The organism is Streptomyces sp. NPDC021749 (genome assembly GCF_040640655.1).
Taxonomy (GTDB): domain Bacteria; phylum Actinomycetota; class Actinomycetes; order Streptomycetales; family Streptomycetaceae; genus Streptomyces.
Window position 1 is genome coordinate 15,800 of the sequence record NZ_JBFACE010000018.1, and the last position, 26,035, is coordinate 41,834.

At 72.5% G+C, this 26,035-nt stretch carries 21 protein-coding genes and 1 pseudogene; 15 read left to right on the top strand and 7 right to left on the bottom strand.

Annotated elements, in window-relative coordinates:
* Nucleotides 1-18 precede the first annotated feature (18 nt).
* Entirely contained in the window at nt 19-747 is a 729-nt protein-coding gene (locus tag AB0G35_RS19410; RefSeq protein ID WP_360950456.1) for a hypothetical protein, read from the top strand.
* Here the strand turns inward: AB0G35_RS19410 and glgX are convergent.
* Entirely contained in the window at nt 707-2,920 is a 2,214-nt protein-coding gene (gene glgX, locus AB0G35_RS19415) for a glycogen debranching protein GlgX (protein WP_360950459.1), read from the bottom strand. The two genes, AB0G35_RS19410 and glgX, sit on opposite strands and share 41 nt — an antisense overlap.
* 239 nt (nt 2,921-3,159) lie before the next feature.
* Here glgX and AB0G35_RS19420 point away from each other — a divergent pair, with 239 nt between their 5' ends.
* The 4 genes from AB0G35_RS19420 (at nt 3,160) to AB0G35_RS19435 (ending at nt 10,012) form a co-directional block, all read left to right on the top strand.
* On the top strand, nt 3,160-3,969 hold the full coding sequence (locus AB0G35_RS19420) for a Tat pathway signal sequence domain protein (protein WP_360950462.1): 810 nt from the start codon (nt 3,160-3,162) through the stop codon (nt 3,967-3,969).
* A 44-nt stretch (nt 3,970-4,013) separates the two neighbouring features.
* On the top strand, nt 4,014-5,357 hold the full coding sequence (locus AB0G35_RS19425) for a copper amine oxidase (protein ID WP_360950465.1): 1,344 nt from the start codon (nt 4,014-4,016) through the stop codon (nt 5,355-5,357).
* Nucleotides 5,358-5,457: 100 nt separating this feature from the next.
* Nucleotides 5,458-6,708: an SAV2148 family HEPN domain-containing protein gene (locus AB0G35_RS19430; RefSeq protein ID WP_360950468.1), complete on the top strand. Its 1,251-nt coding sequence runs from the start codon at nt 5,458-5,460 to the stop codon at nt 6,706-6,708.
* Between the two features lie 22 nt (nt 6,709-6,730).
* Entirely contained in the window at nt 6,731-10,012 is a 3,282-nt protein-coding gene (locus tag AB0G35_RS19435) for a BTAD domain-containing putative transcriptional regulator (RefSeq protein WP_360950471.1), read from the top strand.
* Nucleotides 10,013-10,056: 44 nt separating this feature from the next.
* Here AB0G35_RS19435 and AB0G35_RS19440 read toward each other — a convergent pair whose 3' ends face one another.
* Nucleotides 10,057-10,878: an SDR family NAD(P)-dependent oxidoreductase gene (locus AB0G35_RS19440; RefSeq protein ID WP_360950474.1), complete on the bottom strand. Its 822-nt coding sequence runs from the start codon at nt 10,876-10,878 to the stop codon at nt 10,057-10,059.
* A 233-nt stretch (nt 10,879-11,111) separates the two neighbouring features.
* On the opposite strand from AB0G35_RS19440, the gene AB0G35_RS19445 reads away from it, so the two are divergent.
* Nucleotides 11,112-11,834 (top strand): exonuclease domain-containing protein, encoded by a 723-nt coding sequence (locus tag AB0G35_RS19445; RefSeq protein WP_360950477.1) that lies wholly within the window; start codon nt 11,112-11,114, stop codon nt 11,832-11,834.
* A 160-nt stretch (nt 11,835-11,994) separates the two neighbouring features.
* Here the strand turns inward: AB0G35_RS19445 and AB0G35_RS19450 are convergent, their stop codons facing one another.
* Nucleotides 11,995-12,885: an aminoglycoside phosphotransferase family protein gene (locus AB0G35_RS19450; RefSeq protein ID WP_360950480.1), complete on the bottom strand. Its 891-nt coding sequence runs from the start codon at nt 12,883-12,885 to the stop codon at nt 11,995-11,997.
* 174 nt (nt 12,886-13,059) lie between these two features.
* Here AB0G35_RS19450 and AB0G35_RS19455 point away from each other — a divergent pair, with 174 nt between their 5' ends.
* The 8 genes from AB0G35_RS19455 (at nt 13,060) to AB0G35_RS19490 (ending at nt 21,519) form a co-directional block, all read left to right on the top strand.
* Nucleotides 13,060-14,004, top strand: a complete 945-nt coding sequence (locus AB0G35_RS19455) for a sugar ABC transporter permease (protein ID WP_360950483.1) — start codon at nt 13,060-13,062, stop codon at nt 14,002-14,004.
* On the top strand, nt 14,001-14,837 hold the full coding sequence (locus AB0G35_RS19460) for a carbohydrate ABC transporter permease (protein WP_360950486.1): 837 nt from the start codon (nt 14,001-14,003) through the stop codon (nt 14,835-14,837). The genes AB0G35_RS19455 and AB0G35_RS19460 overlap by 4 nt, the downstream gene beginning before the upstream one ends.
* Nucleotides 14,837-16,165 (top strand): extracellular solute-binding protein, encoded by a 1,329-nt coding sequence (locus AB0G35_RS19465; protein ID WP_360950489.1) that lies wholly within the window; start codon nt 14,837-14,839, stop codon nt 16,163-16,165. Before AB0G35_RS19460 ends, AB0G35_RS19465 begins: the two co-directional genes overlap by 1 nt.
* A 355-nt stretch (nt 16,166-16,520) precedes the next feature.
* Nucleotides 16,521-17,729 carry a S8 family peptidase gene (locus AB0G35_RS19470; RefSeq protein WP_360950492.1) on the top strand — a complete coding sequence of 403 codons (1,209 nt, stop codon included), beginning with the start codon at nt 16,521-16,523 and terminating at the stop codon, nt 17,727-17,729.
* A gap of 293 nt (nt 17,730-18,022) precedes the next feature.
* Nucleotides 18,023-18,658: a TetR/AcrR family transcriptional regulator gene (locus AB0G35_RS19475; protein WP_360950495.1), complete on the top strand. Its 636-nt coding sequence runs from the start codon at nt 18,023-18,025 to the stop codon at nt 18,656-18,658.
* A 185-nt stretch (nt 18,659-18,843) separates the two neighbouring features.
* Complete coding sequence (locus AB0G35_RS19480) at nt 18,844-20,244, top strand: MFS transporter (protein WP_360950498.1); 1,401 nt, start codon at nt 18,844-18,846, stop codon at nt 20,242-20,244.
* Nucleotides 20,245-20,312: 68 nt separating this feature from the next.
* The gene (locus AB0G35_RS19485) at nt 20,313-20,453 is read left to right on the top strand and encodes a hypothetical protein (protein ID WP_360950501.1); all 141 of its coding nucleotides are present in this window, start codon (nt 20,313-20,315) and stop codon (nt 20,451-20,453) included.
* Nucleotides 20,419-21,519: a glycosyltransferase family 2 protein gene (locus AB0G35_RS19490; RefSeq protein WP_360950504.1), complete on the top strand. Its 1,101-nt coding sequence runs from the start codon at nt 20,419-20,421 to the stop codon at nt 21,517-21,519. The genes AB0G35_RS19485 and AB0G35_RS19490 overlap by 35 nt, the downstream gene beginning before the upstream one ends.
* A gap of 29 nt (nt 21,520-21,548) precedes the next feature.
* Here AB0G35_RS19490 and AB0G35_RS19495 read toward each other — a convergent pair whose 3' ends face one another.
* A complete protein-coding gene (locus AB0G35_RS19495; RefSeq protein ID WP_360950507.1) occupies nt 21,549-22,580 on the bottom strand; it encodes a LacI family DNA-binding transcriptional regulator in 1,032 nt (343 codons plus the stop codon).
* A gap of 764 nt (nt 22,581-23,344) precedes the next feature.
* On the opposite strand from AB0G35_RS19495, the pseudogene AB0G35_RS19500 reads away from it, so the two are divergent.
* Nucleotides 23,345-23,479 (top strand): annotated as a pseudogene (locus AB0G35_RS19500) (DUF3459 domain-containing protein); the annotation flags it as partial.
* A gap of 34 nt (nt 23,480-23,513) precedes the next feature.
* Here AB0G35_RS19500 and AB0G35_RS19505 read toward each other — a convergent pair.
* The 3 genes from AB0G35_RS19505 to AB0G35_RS19515 are packed head-to-tail and all read right to left on the bottom strand — an operon-like array spanning nt 23,514 to nt 26,032.
* Nucleotides 23,514-24,284 carry a sirohydrochlorin chelatase gene (locus tag AB0G35_RS19505; protein WP_360950510.1) on the bottom strand — a complete coding sequence of 257 codons (771 nt, stop codon included), beginning with the start codon at nt 24,282-24,284 and terminating at the stop codon, nt 23,514-23,516.
* A gap of 4 nt (nt 24,285-24,288) precedes the next feature.
* Nucleotides 24,289-25,239, bottom strand: coding sequence for an ABC transporter permease (locus AB0G35_RS19510; RefSeq protein WP_360950513.1), 951 nt, complete (start codon nt 25,237-25,239; stop codon nt 24,289-24,291).
* The gene (locus AB0G35_RS19515) at nt 25,226-26,032 is read right to left on the bottom strand and encodes an ABC transporter ATP-binding protein (RefSeq protein ID WP_360950516.1); all 807 of its coding nucleotides are present in this window, start codon (nt 26,030-26,032) and stop codon (nt 25,226-25,228) included. The genes AB0G35_RS19510 and AB0G35_RS19515 overlap by 14 nt, the downstream gene beginning before the upstream one ends.
* Nucleotides 26,033-26,035: the final 3 nt, after the last annotated feature.

Here is a 26,035-nt window from a genome sequence, read left to right on the forward strand (position 1 = left end):
GGCGAATAGCGTCGGGCGATGACCGCCGTGACCGCCTACCGCCGGGTGTGCGCCCTGAGCGGGCCGCTGCTGCCCGTCGTCTCCTTCCTCGGCCGGCACCCGACCGCGATGTGCCAGCTCGGCAGCCTGCTGATGGTGGCCGACACCAGCGGCTCGCTGACCACCGCCGGCCTCGTCGGCGGGGCCCTGGCGGCGGGTCAGACGGTCGGCGGGCCGCTGCTCGGCCGGCTCGCCGACCGGCACGGCCAGCGTCCGGTGGTGCTGGCCGCCTGCTGGTGCGACGCGCTCGCCGTGGCCGCCCTGGTGGCCGCCGCCCTCGCCCGGGCCGGGACCCTGCCGCTGGTGCTGCTCGCCCTGCTGGCCGGGGCCGCCGCGGCGCTGATCGTGCTGTCCGTGCCGCTGTTGTGGGTACGGACGCCGGGGGCGCTCTATCTGGTCGTCGTGGTGCTCGGGGCGGCCATCGCCCCGCATCTGATCACCGTCTTCGGGCTGACCGAGCGGCTGGTACCGGCCACCCGGCTGGCCGAAGCGATGGCCTTCCTCACCAGCGCGGTGGTCGGCGGCCAGGCGCTCTCCCTGGCCGCCGCCGGGCGGCTCGCCGAGGCGTACGGCCCGTCCGCCGCCTTCGCGGTGGCCGTCGGCGCCGCCGTACTCCTCCTCGGCACCGCCGTCACCACCCGCGGCCCGGACCCGGCGCCCACGGCCGCTACGCGGGCCGCTGCAGCACCAGCAGGCTCCGGTCGGTGAGCATCAGCCGGTCGCCCGCCTTGACCTTCGCACCGCCGCCGTCCGCCGCCGTCCGCGGCCGGTCGGTGTCCACCACGACCTGCCACTGCCGGCCGAGGTGCTCCGGAACGGTGAACTCCTTCTCCTGGTCGTGGGCGTTGAACATCAGCAGGAACGAGTCGTCGGTGACCGGTTCACCGCGGGGCCCCGGCTCGGAGATCGAGCTGCCGTTGAGGAAGACCGCCAGCGACTTGGCGTGCGCCGACTGCCAGTCCCGCGGTCCCATCTCCCGGCCGCCCGCGGTGAACCAGGCGATGTCCGACAGCTCGTCGTGGGTGCCCTCGATCGGGTGACCCTGGAAGAACCGCCGGCGCCGGAACACCGGGTGGTCGCGGCGCAGCCACACCATCTGCCGGACGAACTCCAGCAGCTCCAGCTGGTCCTCGTCGCCCCACTCCGCGGCCGCCTCGCCCGGCTCCTCCTGCGCTTCCTCGTCGTCCTCCTCCGCCTCGTCCGTCCTGTAGGTGCCCTCCTCCGGGCCCGCGGGCTCCGGCCAGTGCACCCACGACAGCTCGTTGTCCTGGCAGTACGCGTTGTTGTTGCCGTCCTGGCTGCGGCCGAACTCGTCGCCGTGGCTGAGCATCGGGACGCCCTGCGACAACATCAGCGTGGCGATGAAGTTCCGCATCTGCCGGGCCCGCAGCCGCCGCACGCCGGGGTCGTCGGTCGGCCCCTCGGCGCCGCAGTTCCAGGACCGGTTGTAGCGCTCACCGTCGCGGTTGTCCTCGCCGTTGGCCTGGTTGTGCTTGTCGTTGTACGAGACCAGGTCCCGCAGCGTGAAGCCGTCGTGGCAGGTCACGAAGTTGACCGAGGCCAGCGGGCGGCGGCCGTCCTCCTGATAGAGGTCCGACGAGCCCGTCAGCCGGGACCCGAACTCCGCGAGGGTGCGGGGCTCGCCCCGCCACAGGTCCCGCACGGTGTCGCGGTACTTCCCGTTCCACTCCGTCCACAGCGGCGGGAAGTTCCCCACCTGGTAGCCGCCCTCGCCGACGTCCCACGGCTCGGCGATCAGCTTCACCTGGCTGACGACCGGGTCCTGGTGCACCAGGTCGAAGAACGACGACAGCCGGTCCACCTCGTGGAACTGGCGGGCCAGCGTCGCCGCCAGATCGAAGCGGAAGCCGTCCACCCGCATCTCCTGCACCCAGTAGCGCAGCGAGTCCATCACCAGCTGCAGCACGTGCGGACTGCGCATCAGCAGGGAATTCCCGGTGCCGGTGGTGTCCATGTAGTACTGCCGGTCGTCGCAGAGCCGGTAGTACGAGGCGTTGTCCAGCCCCCGGAACGACAGCGTCGGGCCCAGGTGGCTGCCCTCGGCCGTGTGGTTGTAGACCACGTCGAGGATCACCTCGATACCGGCCTGGTGCAGTGCTCGCACCGCGGTCTTGAACTCCAGCACCTGCTGCCCCCGGTCGCCCCAGGAGGCGTAGGCGTTGTGCGGGGCGAAGAAACCGATGGTGTTGTAGCCCCAGTAGTTCGTCAGCCCGGCGTCCACCAGCCGGTGGTCCTGGACGAACTGGTGCACCGGCATCAGCTCCAGGGCGGTCACCCCGAGCTTCGTCAGATGCTCGATGATCGCCGGATGCGCCAGCGCGGCATAGGTGCCGCGCAGCTCCTCGGGGAGCTCCGGATGGCACATCGTCAGGCCCTTCACATGGGCCTCGTAGAGCACGGTCTCGTGGTACGCGGTGCGCGGCGGACGGTCGTCGCCCCAGTCGAAGTACGGGTTGACCACCACGGAGGCCATGGTGTGCGGCGCCGAGTCCAGGTCGTTGCGGACCTCGGGCCGCCCGAAGTGGTAGCCGTAGACCGCCTCGTCCCAGTCGATCACCCCGCTCATGGCCCGGGCGTACGGGTCGAGCAGCAGTTTCGCGGAGTTGCAGCGGTGCCCCCGCTGCGGTTCGTAGGGGCCGTGCGCCCGGAATCCGTAGCGCTGCCCCGGCATCACCCCCGGAAGATAGGCGTGCCGCACAAAGGCGTCACTCTCGCGCAGCTCGACGGCGGTCTCCGAGCCGTCGTCGTGCAGCAGACACAGTTCGATGCGGTTCGCGGCTTCGGAGAACACCGCGAAGTTGGTGCCCGCCCCGTCATAGGTGGCACCCAGCGGATACATCTGTCCCGGCCAGACCTGCATGCGTAGACTCTTCCACTTTCTCGTCGGGCGCTGCGGCGACTCCACGACACACGTCCGCGGACCGAGGGGAATTCCTTCCCCAACTTGTCGCAACTTGTCCCTCACAGAGGGATTTTCGCGAGATTCCCGCTGAATGGTGGCAACCCGTAGGGATGTCGGATCGTCCTAATGGTCGTCCTACCGGAGGACCGACGGGGGACCGCTACCGCATGTCACGGACGTGACAGCAGGGGGGAACCGTGCACCGACTGCTGCACCGCCACGTCGGGAAGGCCGTGGCCGGCGCCGCCCTGGCACTGACCGGCACCGCCGTCATGACCGCCGTCACCCTGCCCGCCGGCGCCGGTGCCACCGGCACGACGGGCACCCGGCCCGCCGCGGCAGGCGCCGCCGCCCCGGGACGCGATCCGGGCGCGCCGCCGCCGGGCGTCGTCGAGCCGGCCGGCACCCAGGGGGAACGCGGCCACGGACGCGATCCGCTCACCGATGACGAGCTCCGGCGCGCCCGGGACCTGGCGCAGCCGCGCGCTCTGCGCACCGCCGCCAGGAACGTCACCGGCCGCCCGGGGCCCGAACCGCTCCTCACCGATCTGGCCGAACGCCGCCCCCCGGAAGCCGGCCTGGCCGACCCGCCGCGCCGCGCCCTGGTCTCCTTCTACGACTACGCGACCGACGGCTACGTCACCACGACGGTCAATCTGACCACCTCCACGGTCGAGGCCACCGACACCCAGCACGGCGTCCAGCCGCCGCCCAGCCACGCCGAGGCGGTCCAGGCGGCCCGGCTGCTGATCGCCGACCCGCTCGGCGCCGGACTGCGGCAGGACTACCGCCGCGCCACCGGCCGTGCCCTCACCGGCCCGGACCCGCTCGCGGTCACCGGCTTCGTCTACCGCGGCCGCGCCGAGGGCGACGCCCCCGGCGCCCTGGCCGCCTGCGGACGGCACCGCTGCGTCCGCCTCTTCACCAAGGTCAGGAACGGCCCCTGGATCGACACCCGCCGCCTGGTGATCGACCTCAGCGCCCGCACCGTCGCCCGCCTCGGCTGACCGCGCCCGCCACCGACGCCCTCTTCACCCCCGGAGCCGCCACCATGCCCGGACGACGCACCGCCGGCGCCCGCCCCCGCCGACGCACCGCCGCCCTCGCCGCCGCCCCCGTACTGCTCGCCACGACCGCCCTGCTGACTGCCCCGGCCGTCCAGGCCGCCCCCGAAACCCCTGCCGCCCCCGCCGCCCGCGCCGCCGCGCCCGCCCCGCCCTGCTCCGCTGCGTACCGCATCACCCGGACGCTGGACGGCGGCACCACCTGGCGGATGTGCTGGCACTACGAGGGCAACGCCGGGCTGGTCCTGGACGACGTCTCCTACCAGCCCAAGGGCGAACCGGCCCCGGTCAAGGTGCTCAGCAGCGCCCGGCTCGGCCAGATCCACGTCCCCTACGACGACGGCAAGAACGAGTACGACGACCTCACCGGCCAGGGCTTCGCCCAGGGCCTGCAGAAACTCACCCCCGCCGAATGCCCCGGCGGCACCGTCAAGACCGTCCGGGTTCCCGGCGCCTACGACCCCGCCCACCCGGACGTCAGCGGCCTGTGCACCACCACCCGCGCCCGCGGCCACGCCTACCGCATGGGCCCCTATCCCGGCGAGGACGCCCCGACCTACCAGCTCCAGGGCCAGGACCTGCTGGTCTACACCGTCAACAAGGTCGGCTGGTACGAGTACCTCACCGAATGGCGGTTCTCCGGCGACGGCACCATGACGTTCCAGGTCGGCGCCACCGGCACCGTCTCGCCCGGCGACTACGACGCCGGCGACGGCCGCGGCATGCCGCTCGGCAAGGGCGCCAAGGACTACGCCACCAGCCACAGCCACAACGTCTTCTGGCGCCTCGACTTCGGCCTGGACGGATCCTCCGTCAACAAGGTCGAGCAGTTCGATTCGGCCACCACCACTCGCCCCGGTGGCCGCACACCCACCATCCGCACCACCCGTACCCCCGTCACCCGGGAACTGGCCGGCGACGCCGGACCGATGCGCTGGTGGCGGGTGGTCAGCCCCAACGGCCGCAACAAGGACGGCCATCCGCGCTCGTACGAGATCGTGCCGGGCCACACCAGCAAATACACCGGCCGCAGCTACACCCGGCACGACGTCTATTTCACCGACTACAACACCTGCGAGCGGTTCGCCAGCAACAACCTGGCCAACTGCGGTCCGCACGCCGGGCGGAGCGTGAACACCTGGGTCAACGGGCAGCCGCTGAAACACCCCATCGCGTGGGTCAACATCGGGTTCCACCACATCGCCAGGGACGAGGACCAGGAGCCGATGCCCGTCCACTGGCAGGGCTTCCAGCTGGTCCCGCGCGACGTCACGGCTATGAATCCGCTCACTCCGCCCACCCTCGCCGGTCACAACGGACACTATGGATAAGGGGAGTTGGCAGACGACTCGACCCATCCTGCTGCACCGCCTCCCGCACCGCAGTAGTCTGCCTTGATCGTTGGCACGGGGGTTCGGAAGGCGGTGGCAGGTGAGCGGCGGGCTGGAGTTGCCCCCTGGTGACGAGAGTCACGAGGGGCATGAAGGCGGCTCCGTCGACGCACCACCCGGCGCGGTGTCCCTGGCACGACCGCTGGAGATCGGGGCGGAACTGGACTGGGGCGCCGAGGCGTGGAGCGAGGTGCGCACCCGTGCCCGCCGGGCCGGACGCGCCTACATCTGGCTGAATCTCGTCGAGCAGCGGCTGCGGGCCGTGGTGGCGGCCGTGCTGCGCCCCATCTACGAGCCGGTGCACGGCGACGAATGGGTGATCGCCGCGGCCGGACCCGCAGGGCAGGAATGGGTGCAGCGGGCGGTCGCGGTCCGCGAGGTCAGCCGCCGCAAGGGGTACCTCCTCGACCCCGCGGACGACAACATCGTCAGCTTCCTGACGCTGCCGCAACTCCGCGAACTGATGGTCCAGCACTGGCCCTGCTTCGAGCCGTACTTCGACGACCGCCGGGAGGTCGAGCTGGCCCTCGACGAGCTGGAGGTCGCCCGCAACATCGTCTCCCGCAACCGCGCGCTGTCCGAGACCGTCCTCGCCCAGGCCGAGCGCGCCTCCGCCCGCCTGCTGGACATACTCGGCTCCGGTGCCGGCACCCGTATTTCCGGGCGGCTGCCCATCGACGCCGTCGAGGACCTCGTCGGGGACCGCTACGCCGACGTCATCGGCGTCCACCCCGACCGGGTCCGCCTCCAGCGCCAGCTGCCCGCCGAGGACCTCTTCGGCGGCGCCCGCCGGCTCGACGCCGTCGGCATCGGGCTCAACCTCCTCGTCCAGAACTACTCCGGCCGCCGCCTGGTCCGGCTCGCCGAATCCGGCTGCCGGATCCGGCTGCTCTTCCTCAACCCGGCGAGCAGCGCGGTCCGCCGCCGGGAGCGGGAAATCGGCCTGAAGAAGGGCGAGATGAGCCGCTCCATCGAGATGAACATCCTGCACATGCGGCGGGTGCGCGCCCGGCTGCGCGACCCCGGCGCCTTCGAGATCCAGGTCTTCGACGAGACCCCGCGGTTCACCGCCTACCTCGTCGACGGCGACGGGGCGGACGGTCTGGCCGTCGTCCAGCCGTACCTCCGCAAGAGCCGCGGCATGGAGTCGCCGGTCTTCGTGCTGCGCGGCGGCTCCCGGGACCTCGTCCGCCAGGACGCCCGGGACGGACGCGACGGCGACCACGGCCTGTTCGAGACCTACCGGGAGGAGTTCGAGGGCACCTGGGCGGACTCCCGGCCGGTTTCCTGAGGCACCTCGTACGGTTGTGCGTATGCAGTTCCGTGTACTGGCCCCTCTGGACGTGCGGTCCGCCGACGGCCGCCCCGCCCCCGTCCCGGAGAAGAAGGTACGGGCCCTGCTCGCCGCTCTCCTGGCGCACCACGGCCGTCCGGTGTCCGCCGGCCGGCTCATCGCGCACCTCTGGGGCCCGCGGCCGCCCGCCAACCCCACCGCGTCCCTCCAGAGCAAGGTCTCCCAGCTCCGCCGTTCCCTGGACACCGCCGAACCCGGCGCGCGCGGACTGGTGGCAACCGTCCCGCCCGGCTACCGGCTGGACATCACCGCCGACGCCCTCGACGCCGGCCGCTTCACCGCGCTCACCACCCGCGCCCAGGCCGCCCGTTCCCCGGTGGAACGGGCCGGGCTGCTCGCCGAGGCGCTGGACCTGTGGCAGGGCCCGGCGTTCGCCGGCTTCGCGGACGACGACCTGATCCGCCCGGTGGCCGAGGGCCTGGAGGAGCAGCGGCTGGCCGCCCTGGAGGAGCACGCCGAGGCCCGCCTGCACCTGGGCGAGCACACCGCGCTGACCGGCGAACTGGCCGCCCTCGTGGCCCGGCACCCGCTGCGCGAGCGGCTGCGCGCGCTCCAGCTGACCGCCCTGTACCGCTCCGGCCGGCAGAGCGAGGCGCTGGCCGCGTACGACGAGACCCGCACCCGGCTGGCCGACGAACTGGGCGTCGACCCCGGCACCGAACTGACCGCGGTCCACCGGGCGATCCTGCGCCAGGAACCCTGGCACCCCCACTCTGCGGCCCCTACGACACCGGCGCACACCCCGGGCGCACAGCCGGCCCGGCACCCCCGCCCGCGCACCAATCTCCCCACTGCTCTCACCGAACTCCTCGGCCGCGAGGACGAGGTGCGCCAGGTCCAGCAGGCCCTGACAGCGCACCGCCTGGTGACGCTCACCGGACCCGGCGGCGTCGGCAAGACCCGCCTCGCCCTGGAGAGCGCCGGCCGGCTGGCCGACGACTTCCCGGACGGCAGCTGGCTGGTGGAGCTGGCCGCCCTCGGCCGCCCGGACGACACGGATCGCGGCCGCCGCGCCAAGTGCACCGCCGCGGAGGTCGCCGAGGCGGTGCTGGCCGTGCTCGGCGTCCAGGAGGGCACGGCGGCCGGACCGGTGGCCGCACGCCTGGTCGCGGCGGTCCGCGGCAAACGCCTGCTGCTGGTCCTGGACAACTGCGAGCACCTCGTCGACGCGGCGGCCGAGGTCACCGCCGAACTCCTGGCCGCCGCATCCGAGTTGCGCATACTGGTGACCGGCCAGGAACCGCTGGGCCTCGCGGGCGAGCGGATCCGGCCGGTACCGCCGCTGGCTCCGGACGGCGCGATCGCCCTGTTCACGGCCCGTGCGGGCGCCGCCGACCCCGGCTTCGTCCTGGACGCCGACAGCGCCCCCGCCGTCGCCGAGATCTGCCGCCGGCTGGACGGCATCCCGCTGGCCCTGGAACTCGCCGCCACCCGCGTCCGCGCGCTGGGCGCAAGGGAGTTGAGCGCCCGCCTGGACGACCGGTTCCGGCTGCTGGCGGCCGGCCGACGCGGCGCCCCGCGCCGCCAGCAGACGCTCCGCGCCATGATCGACTGGAGCTGGGAGCTGCTGCCCGCCCCCGAACGCACCGTGCTGCGCCGGCTGGCCGTCCACGCCGACGGCTGCACCCTGGAGGCCGCCGAAGCGGTCTGCGCGGACGGCGACATCGCCCGCGAGGACGTGCTGGAGCTGCTGGCCCGGCTCGTCGACCGCTCGCTGGTGACCGTCGCCCGGACGCCGTACGGGACCCGCTACCGCCTCCTTGAGACCGTCGCCGCGTACTGCCTGGAACGGCTCCGGGAGGCCGGCGAACTGTCCCCGGTGCGCCGCCGGCACCAGCTCCACTACACCGAACTGGCCGAGCACGCCGCGCCGTTGCTGTACGGGGCGGCCCAGCGGGAGTGGCTGGAGCGGCTCGACCAGGAGACCGCGAACCTGCGCGCCGCCCTGGACGGCGCGGTCCTCGACGGCGCCACGGACCGGGCACTTGGGCTGGTGAACGCCCTGGCCTGGTACTGGTTCCTGCGCGGCCGGCTCGCGGAGGCGGACCGCTCGCTGGAGGCGGCGCTGGCCGCCGCCGAAGGGGAGCATCCGGACGTCCCGGAGGGCCGGCGGCTGCGGGCTGCCGCCTGGCAGGTCGGCATGGCCTCACTGGCGGGCGGGGACGCCGACCCGGTCACCCGGGCGGCCGCCGTCCTCCGCCGCTACGAAACCCATCACGACCCCGGCGAACGCGCCTGGGCCCAGTGGTTCCTCGGTTACGCCCAAGTGGGCCTCGGTGACCCGGGCGTCGCGGCGGACCGGATGGGGCAGGCGCTGACCGCCTTCCGGGCGCTCGGCGACCGCTGGGGCACCGCGGCGGCGCTGAGCAGCCGCGCCCAGGGCACCGGCGGCGAGGACCTGCCCGCCCGCCGCCGCGCCGCCGAGGAGAGCGCCGCCCTCTTCGCCGAACTGGGCGACCGCTGGGGCCAGTTGCAGGCCACCGACGCGCTGGCCGCGATCGCCGAGATCACCGGCGACTACGACCGCGCGGCCCGGCTCCACCAGGAGGGACTGCGCAGTGCCGAGGAGCTGGGCCTGCGGATCCAGGCCTCCTACAAGCTCTCCGGGCTCGGCCGGATCGCGCTGCTGACCGGCGACCTGGCGGCCGCCCGGGACCACCACGAACGGGCGCTGCGGCTGGCCGCCGAACAGTCCCACCGGCGCGGCGAGATGTTCGCCGAGTGCGGACTGGCCCTCGGTGCCAGGAGGGAGGGCCGGCTCGACGAGGCCGAGGCGCATCTGCTGCCCTGGCTGGAGTGGTGCCGCGGCCGGGAGGGCGACCCGGGAACCGCGTTCGTCCTGGCCGAACTGGGCTTCATCGCCGAACTCCGCGGGGACGCCGCCACCGCCCACGAGCGCCACCTCGACGGGTTCGCCGCGGCCCGAGCCACCGGCGACCCCCGCGCGGTCGCCCTCGCACTGGAGGGCCTGGCCGGCGCCCGGGCGCTGACCGGCCGGCTCACCTCCACGGCCCGGCTGCTCGGTGCGGCGGACGCGCTCCGCGCCGCCGCCGGGGCACCCCGGCCGGCCGCCGAACGCGCGGACGTGACCCGCAGCACGACCGCCGCCCGCCGCGGGCTGGGCGCGACGGCCTTCGGGGCGGCGTACGCGCGCGGGGCGGAGACGACCCCGGAGGAACTGGTGGCGGAGGTGACCGAGGGGCCGGACGTGACCGAGGGGGCGGCCGTGGCGCGGTGGTGAGGTGGCGCGGTGGTGAGGTGGCGGTGCGCCAGGGGAAGACCGCCTTACGGAGTCCCCGTGATCCCGCCGTCCACCCGCAGTTCGATCCCGTTGACGTAATCGGCGCGCGGGCTCGCCAGATAGGCGACCGCGGAGGCGATGTCCTCCGGGCGCCCCAGCCGCCCGGTCGGGTTCGCGGCGTACGCGGCAACGATGTCCGCCTCGTCGACGGGGCCCGCCGTCTCCTCGGCAGGCGGGGCGCCGTTCCCCTGGTCCGCCGTGTCCGCCGCCCGTTCCTCGAACATCCGGTACATCGACGGGCTGACGATCACCCCCGGACTCACGCAGTTCGCGGTGACCCCCGTCCCGGCGAGATGCCGGGCCAGGCTCGTGGTCATGTTCACCACGGCGGCCTTGGCGGCGGAGTACGTCACCATGTTGGGCAGCGGTGTCCGCACGGCCCGGCTGCCGATGGTGATGACCCGGCCCCAGCTGTGTGCGCGCAAGGACGGCAGCAGCGTCTGGCTGACCCGCACCGTGGGCAGCACGTTCCCCTCGAAGGCGGCCCGCCAGTCGGCCGCCCGGGAGCTCTCCCAGTCGTGCTCGGCGAACGGACCGGCGTTGTTGACGAGGATCTGGACGCCGAAGTCCCGTGCGGTCAGGGCGACCTGCTCGGCCACGCCCGGTTCCATCAGGTCCCCGAGCACCACTTCCGTCCGTACGCCGCGGGCCGCGACCCGCTCGGCGACGGCGGCCGCGGCCCCCGCGTTCCGGCCGTGGACGAGGACTTCGCACCCCTCGTCCGCCAGTGTCTCGGCGATCGTCGCCCCGATCCCCGAACTGCTGCCCGTCACCAGCGCCCCGCGCCCTGCCAGCCGTAGGTCCATGCGGCCAGCCTAGGGGGCGCCGCCCCGCTCGTGCGCGGCTCGCGGTTCTTCTCTGTGGGCCCCGGTGCGCCGGGCGGGGACGGGCGGCCGGTCGATTGTCAGTGGTGCGTGGGAGAGTGGGCGGGCAACGGGGGAAGTACCACCGAAGGAGGTCGCATGAGCGAGCGTGGCGAGCTCGGCACCGTCTGGGACGCGCCGGGCGCGTGCCGGATCGGGCGAAGCGAGGTACCGGCATGAGCTGGCATCAGAAGCTGCTGGTCGGTTTCGACCTGGAGACCACGGGCACGGACGTCGAGCAGGACCGCATCGTCACCGCCGCCCTGATCCGGCTGGAGGGGGACGGCCGGGCGACCGGGAAGCAGACCTGGCTGCTCGACCCGGGAGTACCGATACCGGACGAAGCGGCGGCCATTCACGGCATTTCGACCGCATATGTCCAGGCGCACGGTCGCCCGCCCGCGACCGCGATAGAGGAGATCACCGAAGCGCTGGCCGAGGCCCTGCGCGCGGACATCCCCCTCGTGGTGATGAACGCCCGCTACGACCTCTCCCTCCTGGACCGCGAGTGCCGCCGCCATGGCGTACGGACCCTGACCGAGCGGCTCGGACGGGCGCCCGCACCGGTCATCGACCCGCTGGTGCTCGACAAGCACGTGGACCGCTACCGCAAGGGACGCCGCGCGTTGCAGGCGCTCTGCGGTCACTACGGCGTCCGGCTGGAGGGGGCGCACGAGGCGGGCGCCGACGCGGCGGCCGCGGCCGGGGTCGCCCGGCGCATCGGCGAGCGGTATCCGGCCGTCGCCCTGCCGTCGCCGCGTGCGCTGCACGCCCTTCAGGAGCAGGCGGCCGCCGAGCAGGCCGCCTCGTTCCAGGCGTATCTGCGGCGCACCGGCGACCCGGAGGCGATAGTCGAGCCGGCCTGGCCGCTGATCCCGTATCAGGCGACGAGGGTCTGATCCGGCGACCGCCGGGCAGGGGCAGGGGCGGGCCGGCCGCAGCGACGCCGAGCAGGGGCAAGGGACAGCCGGCCGCTGCGACGCTGAGCAGGAGCAGGAGCAGGAGCAGGAGCAGGAGCAGGAGCAGGAGCAGGAGGCAGCCGGCCGCCGCGACGCCGGGTCAGAAGGGGTACCACCGCACGGTCGCGTCCTTCTCGCGCAGGGAGGCGATCCGGCGCCGGAATTCCTTCAGGGCCGCCGGGTTTGCGGGCGCGTGCTGGGACACCCAGGCGCAGCTCGCGGTCTCCCGCGCGCCGCGCAGCACGGCGCAGCCCTCCCAGTCCCGTACGTCCCAGCCGTAGACGGACACGAAGGTGTCGTAGGCGTCCGGGGCCAGCCCGTAGCGGTCCCGGCTCAGCGCCATCACGACCAGATCGTGCTCCCGCAGGTCGAAGGAGAAGGTCTCCAGGTCGACGAGCACCGGCCCGTCGGGCCCGACATGGACGTTGCGGGTCAGCGCATCGCCGTGGATCGGCCCGCGCGGCAGATGCGGCTCCAGCGCCGTGGCGGCCGCCGCGAAGGCATCCCGGCGCCCGCGCAGATACTCCGCATCCGGCGCCGATACGGCGTCACCCGCCAGCCGCAGCCACCGCTCGACGCCGTCCAGCAGCTCGCGGCGTGGGAGTGCGAAGGGCGGTTCCGGCAGGGCGTGGACGAGCTTGAGCAGCGCGGCGAGGTCCTCCGGACCGGCCGGCCGGACCGCCTCCGGCAGCCGCTGCCAGTACGTCACGGGGTGCCCGTCGACGAGCGTGGCCACCGGCTCCGCGGCCCGCACAGCCGGCACGCCCTCGGCTGCCAGCCACTGCGCCACGGCCAGTTCCCGCTCGGCGCGCGCCAGCAGGTCGGCGCTGCGGCCCACCCGTACGACCGGGCCGCGCCCGCCGAGGGCGAAGACGGCGTTCTCACCGAGCGCGAGCAGCCGGGCGTCGGCCGCCGCCTCCGGTCGCCCGGCCGCGGCGAGGACCTCCCGGGCGCGCGCCTCCGTGAAGGCTGCCGGGCTCGGTTCGGTCATGGTGCTGCCTCCTGCGATGGGTGCCGGCCCCCAGTGTCGCAGGTGCCCCCGGCGCCCCGGGTGGGGAGATCCTTCACGGAAACCAGCCAGGACCTTGACGGCGGCCGCCGGCCTCACGACGATGACGGCGGCCGGGTGGGGAGCGGCCACCGGGGAACGGGGACGGGGGACCTGATGGCAGCAGCGCCGACCGCGGTGGCGCGGCGGTCCGCCACGGCAGGCCCCGGCCGGGCCGGCCGGCCCCGGCGGGACCACGGCGTCTGGTTCCTCGTGCTGCCCGCTCTGCTCCCGATCCTGGCCCTGAGCGTCGGACCGCTGCTGTACGGCATCGGCCTGTCGTTCACCGACGCCCAGTCGGGCCGCACCCAGGCCACCGGGTTCGTCGGACTGCTGAACTTCTCCGACCTCCTCCACGACTCCCTGTTCTGGGACTCCTTCCGGATCGGCCTGATCTGGGCGTTCGGCGTCACCGTCCCGCAGTTCCTGCTCGCCCTCGGCCTGGCCCTGCTGCTCAACCTCGACCTCCGGCTGCGCTGGCTGGCCAGGGCACTGGCGATCATTCCGTGGGCGATGCCCGAGGTCGTCGTCGGCATCATGTGGCGGCTGGTCTACCACCCGGACGCCGGTGTGCTGAACGAGACCCTGCGCGGCCTCGGCCTGTCCGGAGCCGAGGGGCGGGACTGGCTCAGCGGCCTGGCCACCGCGCTGCCCGCGGTCCTGGTCGTCGGTGTCTGGGCCGGGATGCCGCAGACCACCGTCACACTGCTGGCCGGTCTGCAGAACGTGCCGCGCGAACTGCACGAGGCCGCCGCCCTCGACGGCGCGGGCGCCTGGCGCCGGTTCCGCACCGTCACCTGGCCCGCCCTCCGACCGGTCGCCCTGACCGTCACCGCCCTGAACTTCATCTGGAACTTCAACTCCTTCGCCCTGGTCTTCGTGCTGACCGACGGCGGCCCCGGCGGCCGCACGAGACTGCCGATGCTCTTCGCGTACGAAGAGGCGTTCCGCTACGGGCAGTTCGGGTACGCCGCCGCGATGGGCCTGGCGATGGTCGCGGTGATCTCCGTCCTGCTGGCCCTCTATCTGGCCGGCCGGCTGAAGGGGGACGAGGACCGATGACCGCCCGCCGCACCGCGACCCGCACCGGCCAGTACGCCGCGCTCCTCGGCTATCTCGCCTTCCTCGCCTTCCCCTTCCTCTGGCTGGTCTCCACCGCCTTCAAGCCACCCCGCGAGCTGGCCGCCGCCCACCCCACCTGGATCCCCGAGGCGCCCACGCTGGAGAACTTCCGGCAGTCCTTCGCGCAGCAGCCCCTCCTGGCCGCCGCCGGCAACAGCCTGCTGGCCGCCGCGGTTTCCGCGCTGCTCGCCGTCGTACTGGCGACCCCGATGGCGTACGTCCTCGCCCGTCACCGCACCCGCCTCGCCCGGGCGGCCACCGGCTGGGTCGTCGTCAGCCAGGCGTTCCCCCTGGTGCTGGTGATCATCCCGCTGTTCCTGATCCTCAAGGGACTCCACCTGGTCGACTCCCGGATCGGCCTGATCCTGGTCTACGTGGTCTGGTCGCTGCCCTTCGCGCTGTGGATGCTCACCGGATACGTCCGGGCCGTCCCCCGCGAACTGGAGGAGGCGGCGGCCGTGGACGGCGCCGGCCGGCTCCGTACGCTGCTGTCCGTCACCGGGCCGCTGCTCGCACCGGGCATCGTGGCCACCGCCCTGTTCGCCTTCATCACCGCCTGGAACGAGTTCTTCTTCGCCCTGGTCCTGCTCAAGTCGCCCGAAAAACAGACCCTTCCGGTGGTGCTGACCCACTTCCTCGGGGCGGAGGGCGTCGCCGACCTCGGACCGCTGGCCGCCGCCGCACTCCTCGCCACCCTCCCCGGTCTGCTGCTCTTCGCCGTCATCCAGCGCCGGATCACCGGTGGCATGCTCGCCGGGGCGGTGAAGAGCTGATGCCCGCCGCCCGTACGCCGACCCGCCCGGCCCGATGGAGCCGCCGCGGACTGCTGACGGCCGCCGCCGCGCTGCCCGCCGCGACCCTGCTCCCGGGCTGCTCGGCCGGCCGCCCGCGGCGCGGAGCCGGTGGCCGGATCACCCTGCGCTTCCAGTCGCTGGCCTGGCAGCAGGACTCCGTCAAGGCCAACAAGCAGCTGGTCGCCGAGTGGAACAGCCGGCACCCCGCCGTCCAGGTGCAGTACGTCCAGGGCGCCTGGCCGACCGTCCACGACCAGCTGCTGACCTCCTTCGAGGGCGGCGAGGCACCGGACATCATCCATGACGCCTCCGACGACCTCGCGGACTTCGCCTACGGTGGCGACCTGGCCGACCTCACCCCCCTCCTGCCGCCCCGCCTCAAGGCGGATATTCCCGACCACAGTTGGCAGACCGCCACCTTCGACGGCCGGGTCCACGGCGTCCCGTTCCTCCAGGAACCCCGCGTACTGGTGGCCAACCGCGCGAAGCTGCACCGCTCCGGCGTCCGCGTCCCCACCCCGGAGGAGCCCTGGAGCTGGGAGGAGTTCGCGGAGGTAGCCCAGCGGCTGACCCGTGGCACCGAGCATGGCGTGGCCTGGCCGCTCAAGGAACCGGTCTCGGCCACCCTCAACCTCTCGCTGTCCACCGGCGGCCGGGTCTTCCACCGCCGCCCGGACGGCACGGTGCAGGTCCGCTTCGACGCCGTCGACCAGGTGGTGCCGCGGATCATCCACGACCAGGTGAACGTCGACCGCAGCGCTGCCCGTACGACGCTGGGCATGGGCGGCTCCGACACTCTCCCCGGCTTCTTCGCCGGGCGCTACGCGATGGTGCCGCTCGGTTTCTCGTACCGGCAGCAGATCGCCCAGCAGGCACCCAAGGGCTTCGACTGGACGGTGCTGCCGGCACCCAAGGGGGCGACGCAGGAGCAGGGTGTGAGCCCGCAGACCCTGTCGATCGCCGCGGACTGTCCGTACAAGGAAGAGGCGATGGCCTTCATCGACTTCTTCCTCCGGCCGCCGAACATGGTCCGACTGGCCCTGGGGGACTGGTTGTTGCCGACGGGTCAGGAGGCGCTACGGGACCCCGCACTCCGGGTAAGTCGGTACGGCTGGGCGACCGGCACCGCGCTCGCCGGAACCCTGCGCTCCGCCCCGGCTCAGTCCGTCCGCGGCTATCCGGAGTGGAAGGACAAGATCGCCACTCCGGGTCTACAGGAGTACTACAGCGGCGCGATCGACCTCGTCACCCTCCGCAAGCGGCTGATCCGGGACGGCAATCTGGTGCTGGCGCGGTATCAGCGCTGAAGGAACTGACCAAGTCGCCAACCGGGCGGACGAGTTGCGGCAGCGGATCGCGGTCGAGGGGTGGCACCCGCCAGGCGGCGGACCCGCGCCTCAAATCCCGCCCCGCTTTCCCTCCATTACGCGAACGTAAACGGAGTTGAGTCGCCCTGCTTCAAGTCGGCGGCTTCCTTTGCCCAATTCTGGGCCCTTTTGCATTTTTAGAAGCTTGTTGCCTATCTCACACGACGGGGTCTCCCTTGAATTGGTCCCATCAATCAGACAGGGTTTCGAGTCAGCCCGACGCAGATTTTCCTGCGTCCAAGGGCTGTTGGCGCAACGCTTTCCCCCCACACCACGAACGAGGAGAACCCTCGCAATGGCTCACAAGCGTTCCAGCAAGAAGCGGCTCGTCACGGCGATAGCCGCCGCGGTTGCCGCGACTGGTATCGCCACCGTCACCGCGGTGACGGCGGGCGCCTCGCCCGCGCCCGCCGAAGGCAAGATCTACGGTGCCCAGGCCAAGGGCGCCGTCAACGGCAGCTACATCGTCATGCTGAAGAAGTCCATCCGCACGGCCGAGAGCGGCGACCTCGCCGCCAAGTACGGCGGCAAGGTGAAGCGCACCTTCTCCTCCGCCATCGACGGCTTCTCGGCCAATGACCTCAGCGCCGAGGAGGCCAAGCGCCTCGCCGCCGACCCGGCCGTCGACAAGGTCGTCCAGAACAAGAAGTTCCACATCGACGCCACCCAGGACAACCCGCCGTCGTGGGGCCTGGACCGCATCGACCAGAAGGACACCCAGGGCGACAAGAAGTACAACTACCCCGACAGCGCGGGTGAGGGCGTCACCGCGTACGTCATCGACACCGGCGTGCACATCAGCCACAAGGACTTCGGCGGCCGCGCGTCGTACGGCTTCAACGCCATCGACGGCAGCGACAAGGCCGAGGACGACAACGGCCACGGCACCCATGTCTCCGGCACCATCGCCGGTGAGAAGCATGGTGTCGCCAAGAAGGCCAAGATCGTGGCCGTCAAGGTCCTGGACGGCCAGGGCTCCGGCACCACCGAGCAGGTCGTCGCCGGTATCGACTGGGTCACCAAGAACCACAAGGGCCCCTCGGTCGCCAACATGTCCCTGGGTGGCGGCGTGGACGAGGCGCTCGACGCGGCCGTGAAGAAGGCCATCGCCTCCGGTGTCACCTTCGGTGTCGCGGCGGGCAACGAGTCCAGCGACGCGGGCCAGAGCTCCCCGGCGCGCGTCAAGGAAGCCATCACCGTGGCCTCCAGCACCAACAAGGACGAGCAGTCCGACTTCTCCAACTTCGGTAGCGTGGTGGACCTCTACGCCCCCGGCTCCGACATCACCTCGGACTGGAACAGCGGCGATGACGCCACCAAGACCATCTCGGGTACGTCGATGGCGACCCCGCACGTGGTCGGTGCCGCCGCGGTCTACCTGGCGGGCCACAAGGACGCCAAGCCGGCCGACGTCGAGAAGGCGCTGACCGACGGTGCCACCGCCGACAAGATCAGCAACCCGAGCCAGGGCACGCCCAACAAGCTGCTGAAGGTCGTCGAGTAGGACCTCGGGTTCCCGTTCTCCATGCCGGCCGTCGCGCTCGCCCCCACGGGGCGCGGCGGCCGGCGTCGTCGTGTGTGGACGCCCCCGGCGAAGTAGTCACTGACTACCGGGGACCTGGGTCGGTAGACACTGTCTACCAGCCCTGGTAGACACTGTCTATGCCTGCTCCACCTCCCCCTGCGAACGCCGCGAACGGCCCTGCGCGCACCGCCAACGCCCCTGCGCGCGCCACGAACACCCCCGCGAACTCCGCGAACGCCCCTGCGAACTCCGCCAACGCCCCTGCGCACGCCATGAGCGTCCCTGCGAACTCCGCGAGCGTCCCTGTGCACGCCACGAGCGAGGGACCCGCCCAGGACGCGGGTCTGCGGGCCCGGTTGGTCGAGGTCGGTGTCGAGCTGGTGGCCAGAGAGGGCGTGCAAGCGCTGTCACTGCGGGAAATCGCCCGCCGGGCAGGGGTTTCGCACGGCGCCCCGCGCCGCTACTTCCCGACGCACCTCGACCTGCTCTCCGCGATCGCCCGCCGGGGCTTCGCCGACCTGGCCGCCCGTACCGCCGAGGCGCTCGACGGCGACGACGCGTCCCCCCGCGCCCGGCTCACCTCGCTCGCCCGGACCTACCTCGACTTCGCCCTGACCGAGCGCGGCATGTATGAGCTGATGTTCCGTCATGACCTGTTGGCGAGCGACCGGCTCGGCCTTCGGGACACCAGCCTCCCGCTCTTCCAGGTGCTCGTCGACCTGATCGTCCAGATACGCCCGTCCGCGGATACGCCGCCCTCGATGACCGCGGGCGCCCTGTGGGGGAACCTGCACGGCGTCGCCCAGTTGTGGGCATGGGACAGCCTCCCGCTGGCCACCGGCTCCGACGACATCGAACCGCTGCTGCGCGCCACCCTGGACGCGCACCTCGGACCGGAGGCCCGATGACCGCCCCCTCACTCCCTTCGCGGGATCGCAATGTAGCTGACGATTCGTCAATAAAGCCTGAAGGAAACCGAGATGCGGGCGACACGCGCCACCCGCCCGCCGACTCGCGCAGCGACCGCCGGCCCCGCTGCCTCGCCTCCGCCCGTCACCGCCGGCTGATCCTCGCCGGGAGCGTCACCGGAGCCGTGATCGTCGCGCTGGACGGCACCGTATTGACCATCGCCCAGCCCGCCCTCCGACGGGACCTGCACGCCTCGTTCGCACAGGTCCAATGGACCAGCACCGGCTACCTCATCGCCGTGGCGAGCCTGCTCGTCCTCGCCGGCCGGCTCGGCGACCGCTACGGCCACCAACGAATGTTCGCCCTCGGCATCCTGGGCTTCGGCGCCGCGTCCGCGGGGATCGGACTGGCGCCCGGAGTCGGCTGGGTGATCGCACTGCGCATCGCGCAAGGCGTCTTCGGCGCGCTGCTGCAACCGGCCACCCTGGGCATGCTGCGCGCCACGTATCCACCGGATCAGCTCGCCATGCCCCTGGCGCTCCGCACCAGCGCCATCGGCCTCGCGGCCGCCGCCGGGCCGGTCCTCGGCGGGGCACTCTCCGCCCACTTCGGCTGGCGCGCCGTCTTCTTCCTCAACGTCCCGCCCGCACTGCTCGTCGGCGTCCTGGCCCTCGTCGCCCGCATGCCGACGCCCCGGCGCCCGTACGACGCCACCGATGCCGGCGCGCAACCCTCAACGCCCCTCTCAACGCCCACCTCAACCCCGCCCCTGCGCAGCCCTCTTGACCTCCCCGGGGCCGCCCTCCTCTCCCTCGCCCTCCTGGGCCTGGTCCACACCCTCGTCGCGCTCCCGGAATCCGGCTGGACCGTGGTCACCGTGCTCACCGCCGGCGCGGGGGCGGCCGCCTGTGGCGCCTTCATCCGTCACGAGACCCGCACTGCAAGCCCCCTCATCCCGCCGACGGTCCTCACCTCACGAGCCGTGGTCGCGGGTCTCTCCGTCCTGTTGTGCGCCTCCGCCGGCCTGTTCGGCGCACTCTTCGTCGGCTCCTACTTCCTGCAGGACGTCCTCGGGCTCGACCCGCTGCAGAGCGGTCTGCGCGTCCTGCCGCTGGCCGTCATGATGGTGCTGAGCGCGCCTGCCTCGGCCGTACTGCAGCGCCGCTACGGCCCCCGCCGGACAAGCCTCACGGCCATGATCCTCCTGGCCGCCGGCATCGTCCTCCTCTCCCAACTCACCACATCCGCCGGGCCGTTGGCGATCGGGACGAGTTTCGCCTTGCTCGGGGCGGGGTTCGGCACGGTGATGGTCACCGCGACGGCGGTCATCGTGCGCCATGTCCCCCTGGACCACGCGGGAGTGGCCGGCGGACTCCAGCAGACCGCGATGAACATCGGCCCGACGCTCGGCGTTGCCCTCGCGACGATGCTGACCACCCTCACCTCCGCGCGGGGCACCACGCTCCTCGCTCTGGCCGCCGTGGCCGCAACCGGCGCCTTTGCGGCATGCGGACTCCCCCTCCGCACCGTCCGCAACGACACGAAGGACACGAAGGAAGCGACATCCCCAACTCGCGTCAGCTGAAAGAAAAGTTATCCACAGGAGGAACCCTCCGGAACCGCGATCCGCTCCCTCCGACTACCGTCGGTGACATGCACGGAGGACTGCCGTTCATCGGCATCAGCACCATCGTCTACGGCGTCATCGGTCTGACCGGTGTCGTCATCACCGCGATCCGCACCAAGGGGGGAGCCCGTCATGCGCACCGTCACCGCCATCGTTCCAGCTCATAACGAGGAGGAGGGCCTGCCGGCCACACTGGAGTCACTCGCCCGGCAAACGGTCCCGCCCGACCGCGTCCTGGTGGTGGACGATGCCTCCACGGACCGCACGGGCGAGGTGGCGGCGTCACACGGCGTCACGGTCTTACGTCCGCCACGCAACCTCGGCAGTAAGGCCAAGGCCCAGAACTACGCCCTTCCGCACTGCACCACCGACCTCGTCCTGGCCGTCGACGCGGACACCGTTCTCGCCCCGGACTACCTCGAAACCGTTCTGCCCGCCTTCGACGACCCCACCGTCTCGGTAGCGGCCGGCACGGTCCGCACCCGCCACACCCGCACCCTCTGGGAACGCGGACGGTCCACGGAATACCTCTTCGGCTTCCACTGGCACCGCCCCATCCAGGCCCGCGCCGACAGCCCCATGGTGTGCTCGGGTTGCTGCTCGGTCTTCCGCCGCGACGACCTGATGTCCTTCGGCGGATTCCCGGAACGGACCATCGTCGAGGACATGGATTACACCTGGTCCCAGCAGATCGCCGGCAGACGTGCGGTCTACGTCTCCGACGCCGTCGCCCTCGCCGCCGACCCGGAAGACCTCACCTATCTCCGCAAACAGGTCTGGCGCTGGATGGCCGGCTTCTGCCAGAACGTCCGCCTCCACCTGGGCAGCCTGATCCGCCGCAAACCCCTCCTGGCCCTCTGGGTGCTCCTTGCGCTGCTGGAGATCATCACCGCACCGTTCTGGTGGGCGACCCCCTTCCTGACCTCCTCGGCCACCGGCGAGCCCCTTGCCGTCACCCTCACCTGGTGGGCCGGAGCCGAACTCCTCCTGACCGCTCCACCTCTGGTCTACGCCGCCCACCGCCGCAAACTCCCGCTCGGTGGCGTCCTGTTGAACCTCCCCTGTGTCTACGCCACCAAGACCGTCAACCTCCTCTACGCCTGGAAGGCCCTCGTGGTCGAACTGATCCTGGTCCCCCTCCACCTGGCCCGCGGCCTCACGGTGTACGAAAAGGGCCGAGCGGACACCCCCACGGGGCGCACGGTACGAACGGCTCCCGCCGGGGCGGGGTAGCGAGGGCCCGCCTTCAGGCCCCTGGCCTTCTACGCTCCCGCCGGCGGCGGTGCCGTGGTGCGGCGGGGGACGAGTTCGGTGGGGAGGATGATGTGGCGTGGGGCATCGCCGTCGGTGTCGTCGATCACCGAGCGGGTGAGGCGGACGGCGGTGCGGCCCAGTTCGACGGCGGGTTGCGCGAGCGTGGTCAGGCCCATGACGGCGGACATGACGTGGTCGTCGAAGCCCATGACGGAAACCCGGCCGGGTACCGGGATGTTGGCCTCGCGGAGGGCGGCCAGGAGGCGGAAGGCCAGGTCGTCGGTCTCGGTGAAGAGTGCGGTCGGCGGGGCCTGGAGGCTCAGCAGCCGGCCCACCGCGGCAGCCATGCCGCTGCCCTTCCAGTCGGGCACGCTCATGATGAGGTCGTCGTCGTGCTCGATGCCCGCCTCGGTGAGGGCGCGCAGATGGCCGGCGAGCCGGTTCTTGCTGCTCCAGGCGAAGCCCGTCTCGTCGGTCGTCTGGAGGAAGGCGATCCGCCGGTGCCCGAGGTTGAGCAGATGGCGGGTGCCGCGCAGGGCGGCCTCCTCGTCGTCCACGTAGACGCTGGGCCGACCGGGGGCGTGCTGGCTGACGAAGACCAGCGGCATGCCGAGATCGTCGAGGCGGGCGCGTTCGGCGGGGGAGAGGGCGAAGCTCACCACGAGGAGGGCGTCGGCGTTGCGGCGGGCGGGCAACCGGTCGAAGAAGTCGGCGCGTTCCCGGACGTCGGTCACGCTGTAGACCAGCAGTTCCAGGCCGGCGTCGCGCAGGGCGGGGGCCATGCCGGACAGGGTGGCGCTCAGGAACCACGACTCCAGGTGGGGCATCAGGACGGCCACCCGGCCGGTGCGGCCGGTGGCGAGGCTGGAGGCGCTGCGGGTGATGGCGAAGGAGAGCTCGCGGGCGGCTGCCTCCACCCGGGCCCGGGTGGTCTCCGACACGGTCGGCAGGCCGCGCAGGGTGCGCGAGACGGTCGACACCGAAACCCCCGCCCGATGGGCCACATCGGCCATCGTGGCCTCGCTGCGAGCTGAGGACATGCCGGGACGCTAGCACAGACGGGCGATGACAGCGCTGGCAGGAGATCACCTGAGAAACCTGCGCTTCACCGGCCGTTGACCTGACAACGGGCCCACTTCTAGCCTGCAAGCGCTGTCATGAAGACAGTCGAGACGTGAGGGGCACTCATGGCCTTGAGCCGCAGAACCCTGTTCGCCGACGGCCTCTCCGCGGGTCCGGACCCACCAGGGGTCGTACGGGCGAGCCCCTGGACATGCTGCCGACCCAGGCCGTGCACGTCCCGGGTACCTCCGGCCGCCCTCACCTGGCGGGTGGCCGAAATCCCTTCCCCGAACGGCCCGGTGGTGGCCGAGCTGATCACTGCGCGGCGACGGCGTCAGCTACGCGGGCCTGGTCGTCCCCTATGCGGCGCTCATCCTCCCGTTCGCGATCTGGGTCATGCCCCACTACCCGGTCGGCATCCCGCGGGAACGGGGGAACGCGGCCACCGTCGAGGGCGCAGGGGCGCTGCGGACGGTGGTGGCCGTGATCGCGCCGCCGGCCCGGCCGGACCGTTCACCGCCGGGACCTTCGCCCCGACCGCGACGTGGTCGGAGTTCCTGCTGGTGCCGGCGTTCACCAGCGAGGACGGCGACCGCACGGTTCCGGTCGGAATCGCGTTTTCCAGGAGCCGGTGCAGGTCCCCTACGGGACGCTGTTCGCGGGGCCGTTGCGTCCGCCCCGCCGATCGGTGTCCTGGTCGTGATCTTCCGCCGCTCGATCGTCTCGGGCATGACCTCCCGGCGGCTGGCAGTGCCTGACCAACCTCTCGGACACCGCCCGCTCGCTGCCCGACGGTGCGGTGCTGCTGTCCTCCGCACCGCTGAGCGGCGACCGGCTGCCCCCGTGGACGACGGCCTGGGTACGGACGGACGGCTGAACCACCGTGCCCGGACGGTGGCTCGCGGCCCTCATCAGGCGATCAGGGACGACAGATCGCCGCGGGCCCGGGCCACCAGCGACCGGTCGTAGCGCCGCAGCAGCAGCCGGGCCAGCTCGGGGGCGTCGCCGAGGACCGGCGCGAGGACGTCGGCCCGGGCCTCCCGGGCGCCGGCCGCGATCCGGTCCGGGAGGAAGCCGGGGGCGATGACGTAGGGGGCGACGGCCACCCGCGCCACGCCCTCGGCCCGCAGCTCCCGCACGGCCTCGGCCGTACGGGGCAGGGATGCGGAGGCGAACGCAGGTCGCACGGCACACCAACCAGCGGTGCGCCGCCACTCCCGCGCGATTTCAGCGATCACTGCGATCGCCTCCGGGTCTGAGGAGCCCGCCGAGGCCAGCACGACCCCGGTCGAGCGACGGTCCCCGGGCCGCAGCCCGGCCTCCGCCAGCCGCCGCTCCAGCGCGGCGGTCAGGAGGGGGGACGGGCCGAGCACCTCGGCCTGACGGATCGTCATCAGCGGCAGCCGGGCGGCCGCCTCGCGCAGCACCGCCGGGATGTCGGACTTCGCATGGAACGCCCGCGTCAGCAACAACGGCAGCGCCACCACGTCCCGCACTCCCTCGCCCGCCAGCCGCTCCAGCACTCGACCGACCCGCGGTGCGTTGAAGTCCAGGTGGCCGACCTCGACGCGCAGCCCCGGCCGCAGCGACCGGATCCGCGCGCAGAGCGCGGCGACGGTCGCCGCGTGCCGTGGGTCGCGGCTGCCGTGGGCGATGACGAGGAGAGTGGGACGTGCGCTCATGGGATCAGTTCTTGACCAGGAGACCGCGGCTGCGCAGCACCCGCCGCTCGATCGGCGCGAAGATCAGCAGCTCGATGCCGATGCCGACGACGAGGATGAGGAAGATCGCGGCGAGCACCCAGGACATGTCCTGCAGCTCCCGGCCCTGCTCCAGCAACTGGCCCAGACCGGTGCCCAGGTCGGGCGCGTTGACGATCAGTTCGGCGGCCATCAGGGAACGCCAGGAGAACGCCCAGCCCTGCTTCAGGCCCGCCAGGTAGCCCGGCAGCGCGGCCGGCAGCAGCACATGACGCACCCCGGACAGACCCGTCGCGCCGATGGTGCGGCCCGCGCGCAGGTAGAGCGGTGAGATCTGGTCGACGCCGGCCACCAGGCCGTTGGCGATCGAGGGGACGGCGCCGAGCAGCACCACCGCGTAGATCGTGGCGTCGCTCAGCCCGAACCAGATGATCGCGGCCGGCACCCAGGCCACCGAAGGCAGCGACTGCAGACCGCTCAGGATCGGCCCGATCGCGGCCCGGACGGCCTTGACCCGGGCGACGATCAGCCCGAGCACCGTACCGATCGCGACCGAGGCCACGAAGCCCAGCGCACCGCGCGAGATGCTGGTCCACACGAAGCCCAGCAGCGTGCCCTCCAGCCACTTCTGCTGCAGCGAGCGGCCGACGTCGACGGGACTGGGCAGCAGGTAGTGCGGCTTGAGCTGGAAGTGGTAGGCGAGCTGCCACAGCGCCAGCACGATGGCGATCGCGACGATCGGCGGGACCGCCTTCGACACGGCGGTGCGCAGCCAGGGCTGCCGGTGCACGACGCCGGCTTCCAGGGCGTCGAGCCCGGCCTCCAGACCTGCGAGGTCCGCGGCGTCACCGCCCTTGGCAGCGGTGGTGCCGGGGGCGGCCGGGTCGTCGCCGGCCCGGGGGGTCGTGGACTCGGCCTGGGTCTCAGTGCTGGCCATGGCGGCGGATCTCCCCACGCAGCTGTTCGGTGATCTCGATGGACAGGTCGGCGACCGCGGCGTCCTCGATGCGCCGCGGCTGCGGGATGTCCACCTGCCACTCGCGGGCGACCCGGCCCGGACGGGAGGACAACAGGACCACCCGCTGGGCCAGCCGCACCGCCTCGCGGACGTTGTGCGTGACGAACAGGACCGACAGCTGCGTCTCCTGCCAGATGCGGGTCAGCTCGTCGTGCAGCACGTCCCGGGTGATCGCGTCCAGCGCCGCGAACGGCTCGTCCATCAGCAGCAGTTGACTGTCCTGGGCGAGCGCCCGGGCCATCGCCACACGCTGGCGCATACCGCCCGACAGCTCGTGGACCCGCTTGCCGTAGGCACCCTTGAGGCGGACGAGTTCGAGCAGCCGCTCGGCCTCGTCGCGGCGCTCGGCCCGCGGCACCCCGCGCAGCCGCAGCGCCAGTTCGATGTTGCGGCCCGCGGTCAGCCACGGGAACAGCGCGTGCTCCTGGAACATCAGGGCCGGCCGGCCGCCCGGCGTCTCGATACTGCCGGCGGACGGCGCGTCCAGGCCGGCCACGAGGTTGAGCAGGGTGGACTTGCCGCAGCCGGACGCCCCCAGGAGGCAGACGAACTCGCCGGGCGCCACCTCGATGTCGATGTCGTCCAGCACGTGCTGCTGCGCGCCCGGGCGGCCGAACGACTTCGAAACGTGATCGATGCGAGCCGCGTACGGCACGGTGCTGACCGTGTCCGCCGTGGCGGGCTGCTGCTTGGTGAGCGTGCTGGTCGTCATCGG

Excerpts from the sequence above, each read along its gene's own strand:
- glgX (WP_360950459.1), bottom strand. The coding sequence starts at position 2,920 with ATGCAGGTCTGGCCGGGACAGATGTATCCGCTGGGTGCCACCTATGAC.
- AB0G35_RS19455 (WP_360950483.1), top strand. The coding sequence starts at position 13,060 with ATGGCAGCAGCGCCGACCGCGGTGGCGCGGCGGTCCGCCACGGCAGGC.
- AB0G35_RS19515 (WP_360950516.1), bottom strand. The coding sequence starts at position 26,032 with ATGACGACCAGCACGCTCACCAAGCAGCAGCCCGCCACGGCGGACACG.
- AB0G35_RS19485 (WP_360950501.1), top strand. The coding sequence starts at position 20,313 with ATGCACGGAGGACTGCCGTTCATCGGCATCAGCACCATCGTCTACGGC.
- AB0G35_RS19470 (WP_360950492.1), top strand. The coding sequence starts at position 16,521 with ATGGCTCACAAGCGTTCCAGCAAGAAGCGGCTCGTCACGGCGATAGCC.
- AB0G35_RS19490 (WP_360950504.1), top strand. The coding sequence starts at position 20,419 with ATGCGCACCGTCACCGCCATCGTTCCAGCTCATAACGAGGAGGAGGGC.
- AB0G35_RS19440 (WP_360950474.1), bottom strand. The coding sequence starts at position 10,878 with ATGGACCTACGGCTGGCAGGGCGCGGGGCGCTGGTGACGGGCAGCAGT.
- AB0G35_RS19410 (WP_360950456.1), top strand. The coding sequence starts at position 19 with ATGACCGCCGTGACCGCCTACCGCCGGGTGTGCGCCCTGAGCGGGCCG.
- AB0G35_RS19445 (WP_360950477.1), top strand. The coding sequence starts at position 11,112 with ATGAGCTGGCATCAGAAGCTGCTGGTCGGTTTCGACCTGGAGACCACG.
- AB0G35_RS19425 (WP_360950465.1), top strand. The coding sequence starts at position 4,014 with ATGCCCGGACGACGCACCGCCGGCGCCCGCCCCCGCCGACGCACCGCC.
- AB0G35_RS19495 (WP_360950507.1), bottom strand. The coding sequence starts at position 22,580 with ATGTCCTCAGCTCGCAGCGAGGCCACGATGGCCGATGTGGCCCATCGG.
- AB0G35_RS19450 (WP_360950480.1), bottom strand. The coding sequence starts at position 12,885 with ATGACCGAACCGAGCCCGGCAGCCTTCACGGAGGCGCGCGCCCGGGAG.
- AB0G35_RS19465 (WP_360950489.1), top strand. The coding sequence starts at position 14,837 with ATGCCCGCCGCCCGTACGCCGACCCGCCCGGCCCGATGGAGCCGCCGC.
- AB0G35_RS19460 (WP_360950486.1), top strand. The coding sequence starts at position 14,001 with ATGACCGCCCGCCGCACCGCGACCCGCACCGGCCAGTACGCCGCGCTC.
- AB0G35_RS19435 (WP_360950471.1), top strand. The coding sequence starts at position 6,731 with ATGCAGTTCCGTGTACTGGCCCCTCTGGACGTGCGGTCCGCCGACGGC.
- AB0G35_RS19505 (WP_360950510.1), bottom strand. The coding sequence starts at position 24,284 with ATGAGCGCACGTCCCACTCTCCTCGTCATCGCCCACGGCAGCCGCGAC.
- AB0G35_RS19475 (WP_360950495.1), top strand. The coding sequence starts at position 18,023 with ATGAGCGTCCCTGCGAACTCCGCGAGCGTCCCTGTGCACGCCACGAGC.
- AB0G35_RS19510 (WP_360950513.1), bottom strand. The coding sequence starts at position 25,239 with ATGGCCAGCACTGAGACCCAGGCCGAGTCCACGACCCCCCGGGCCGGC.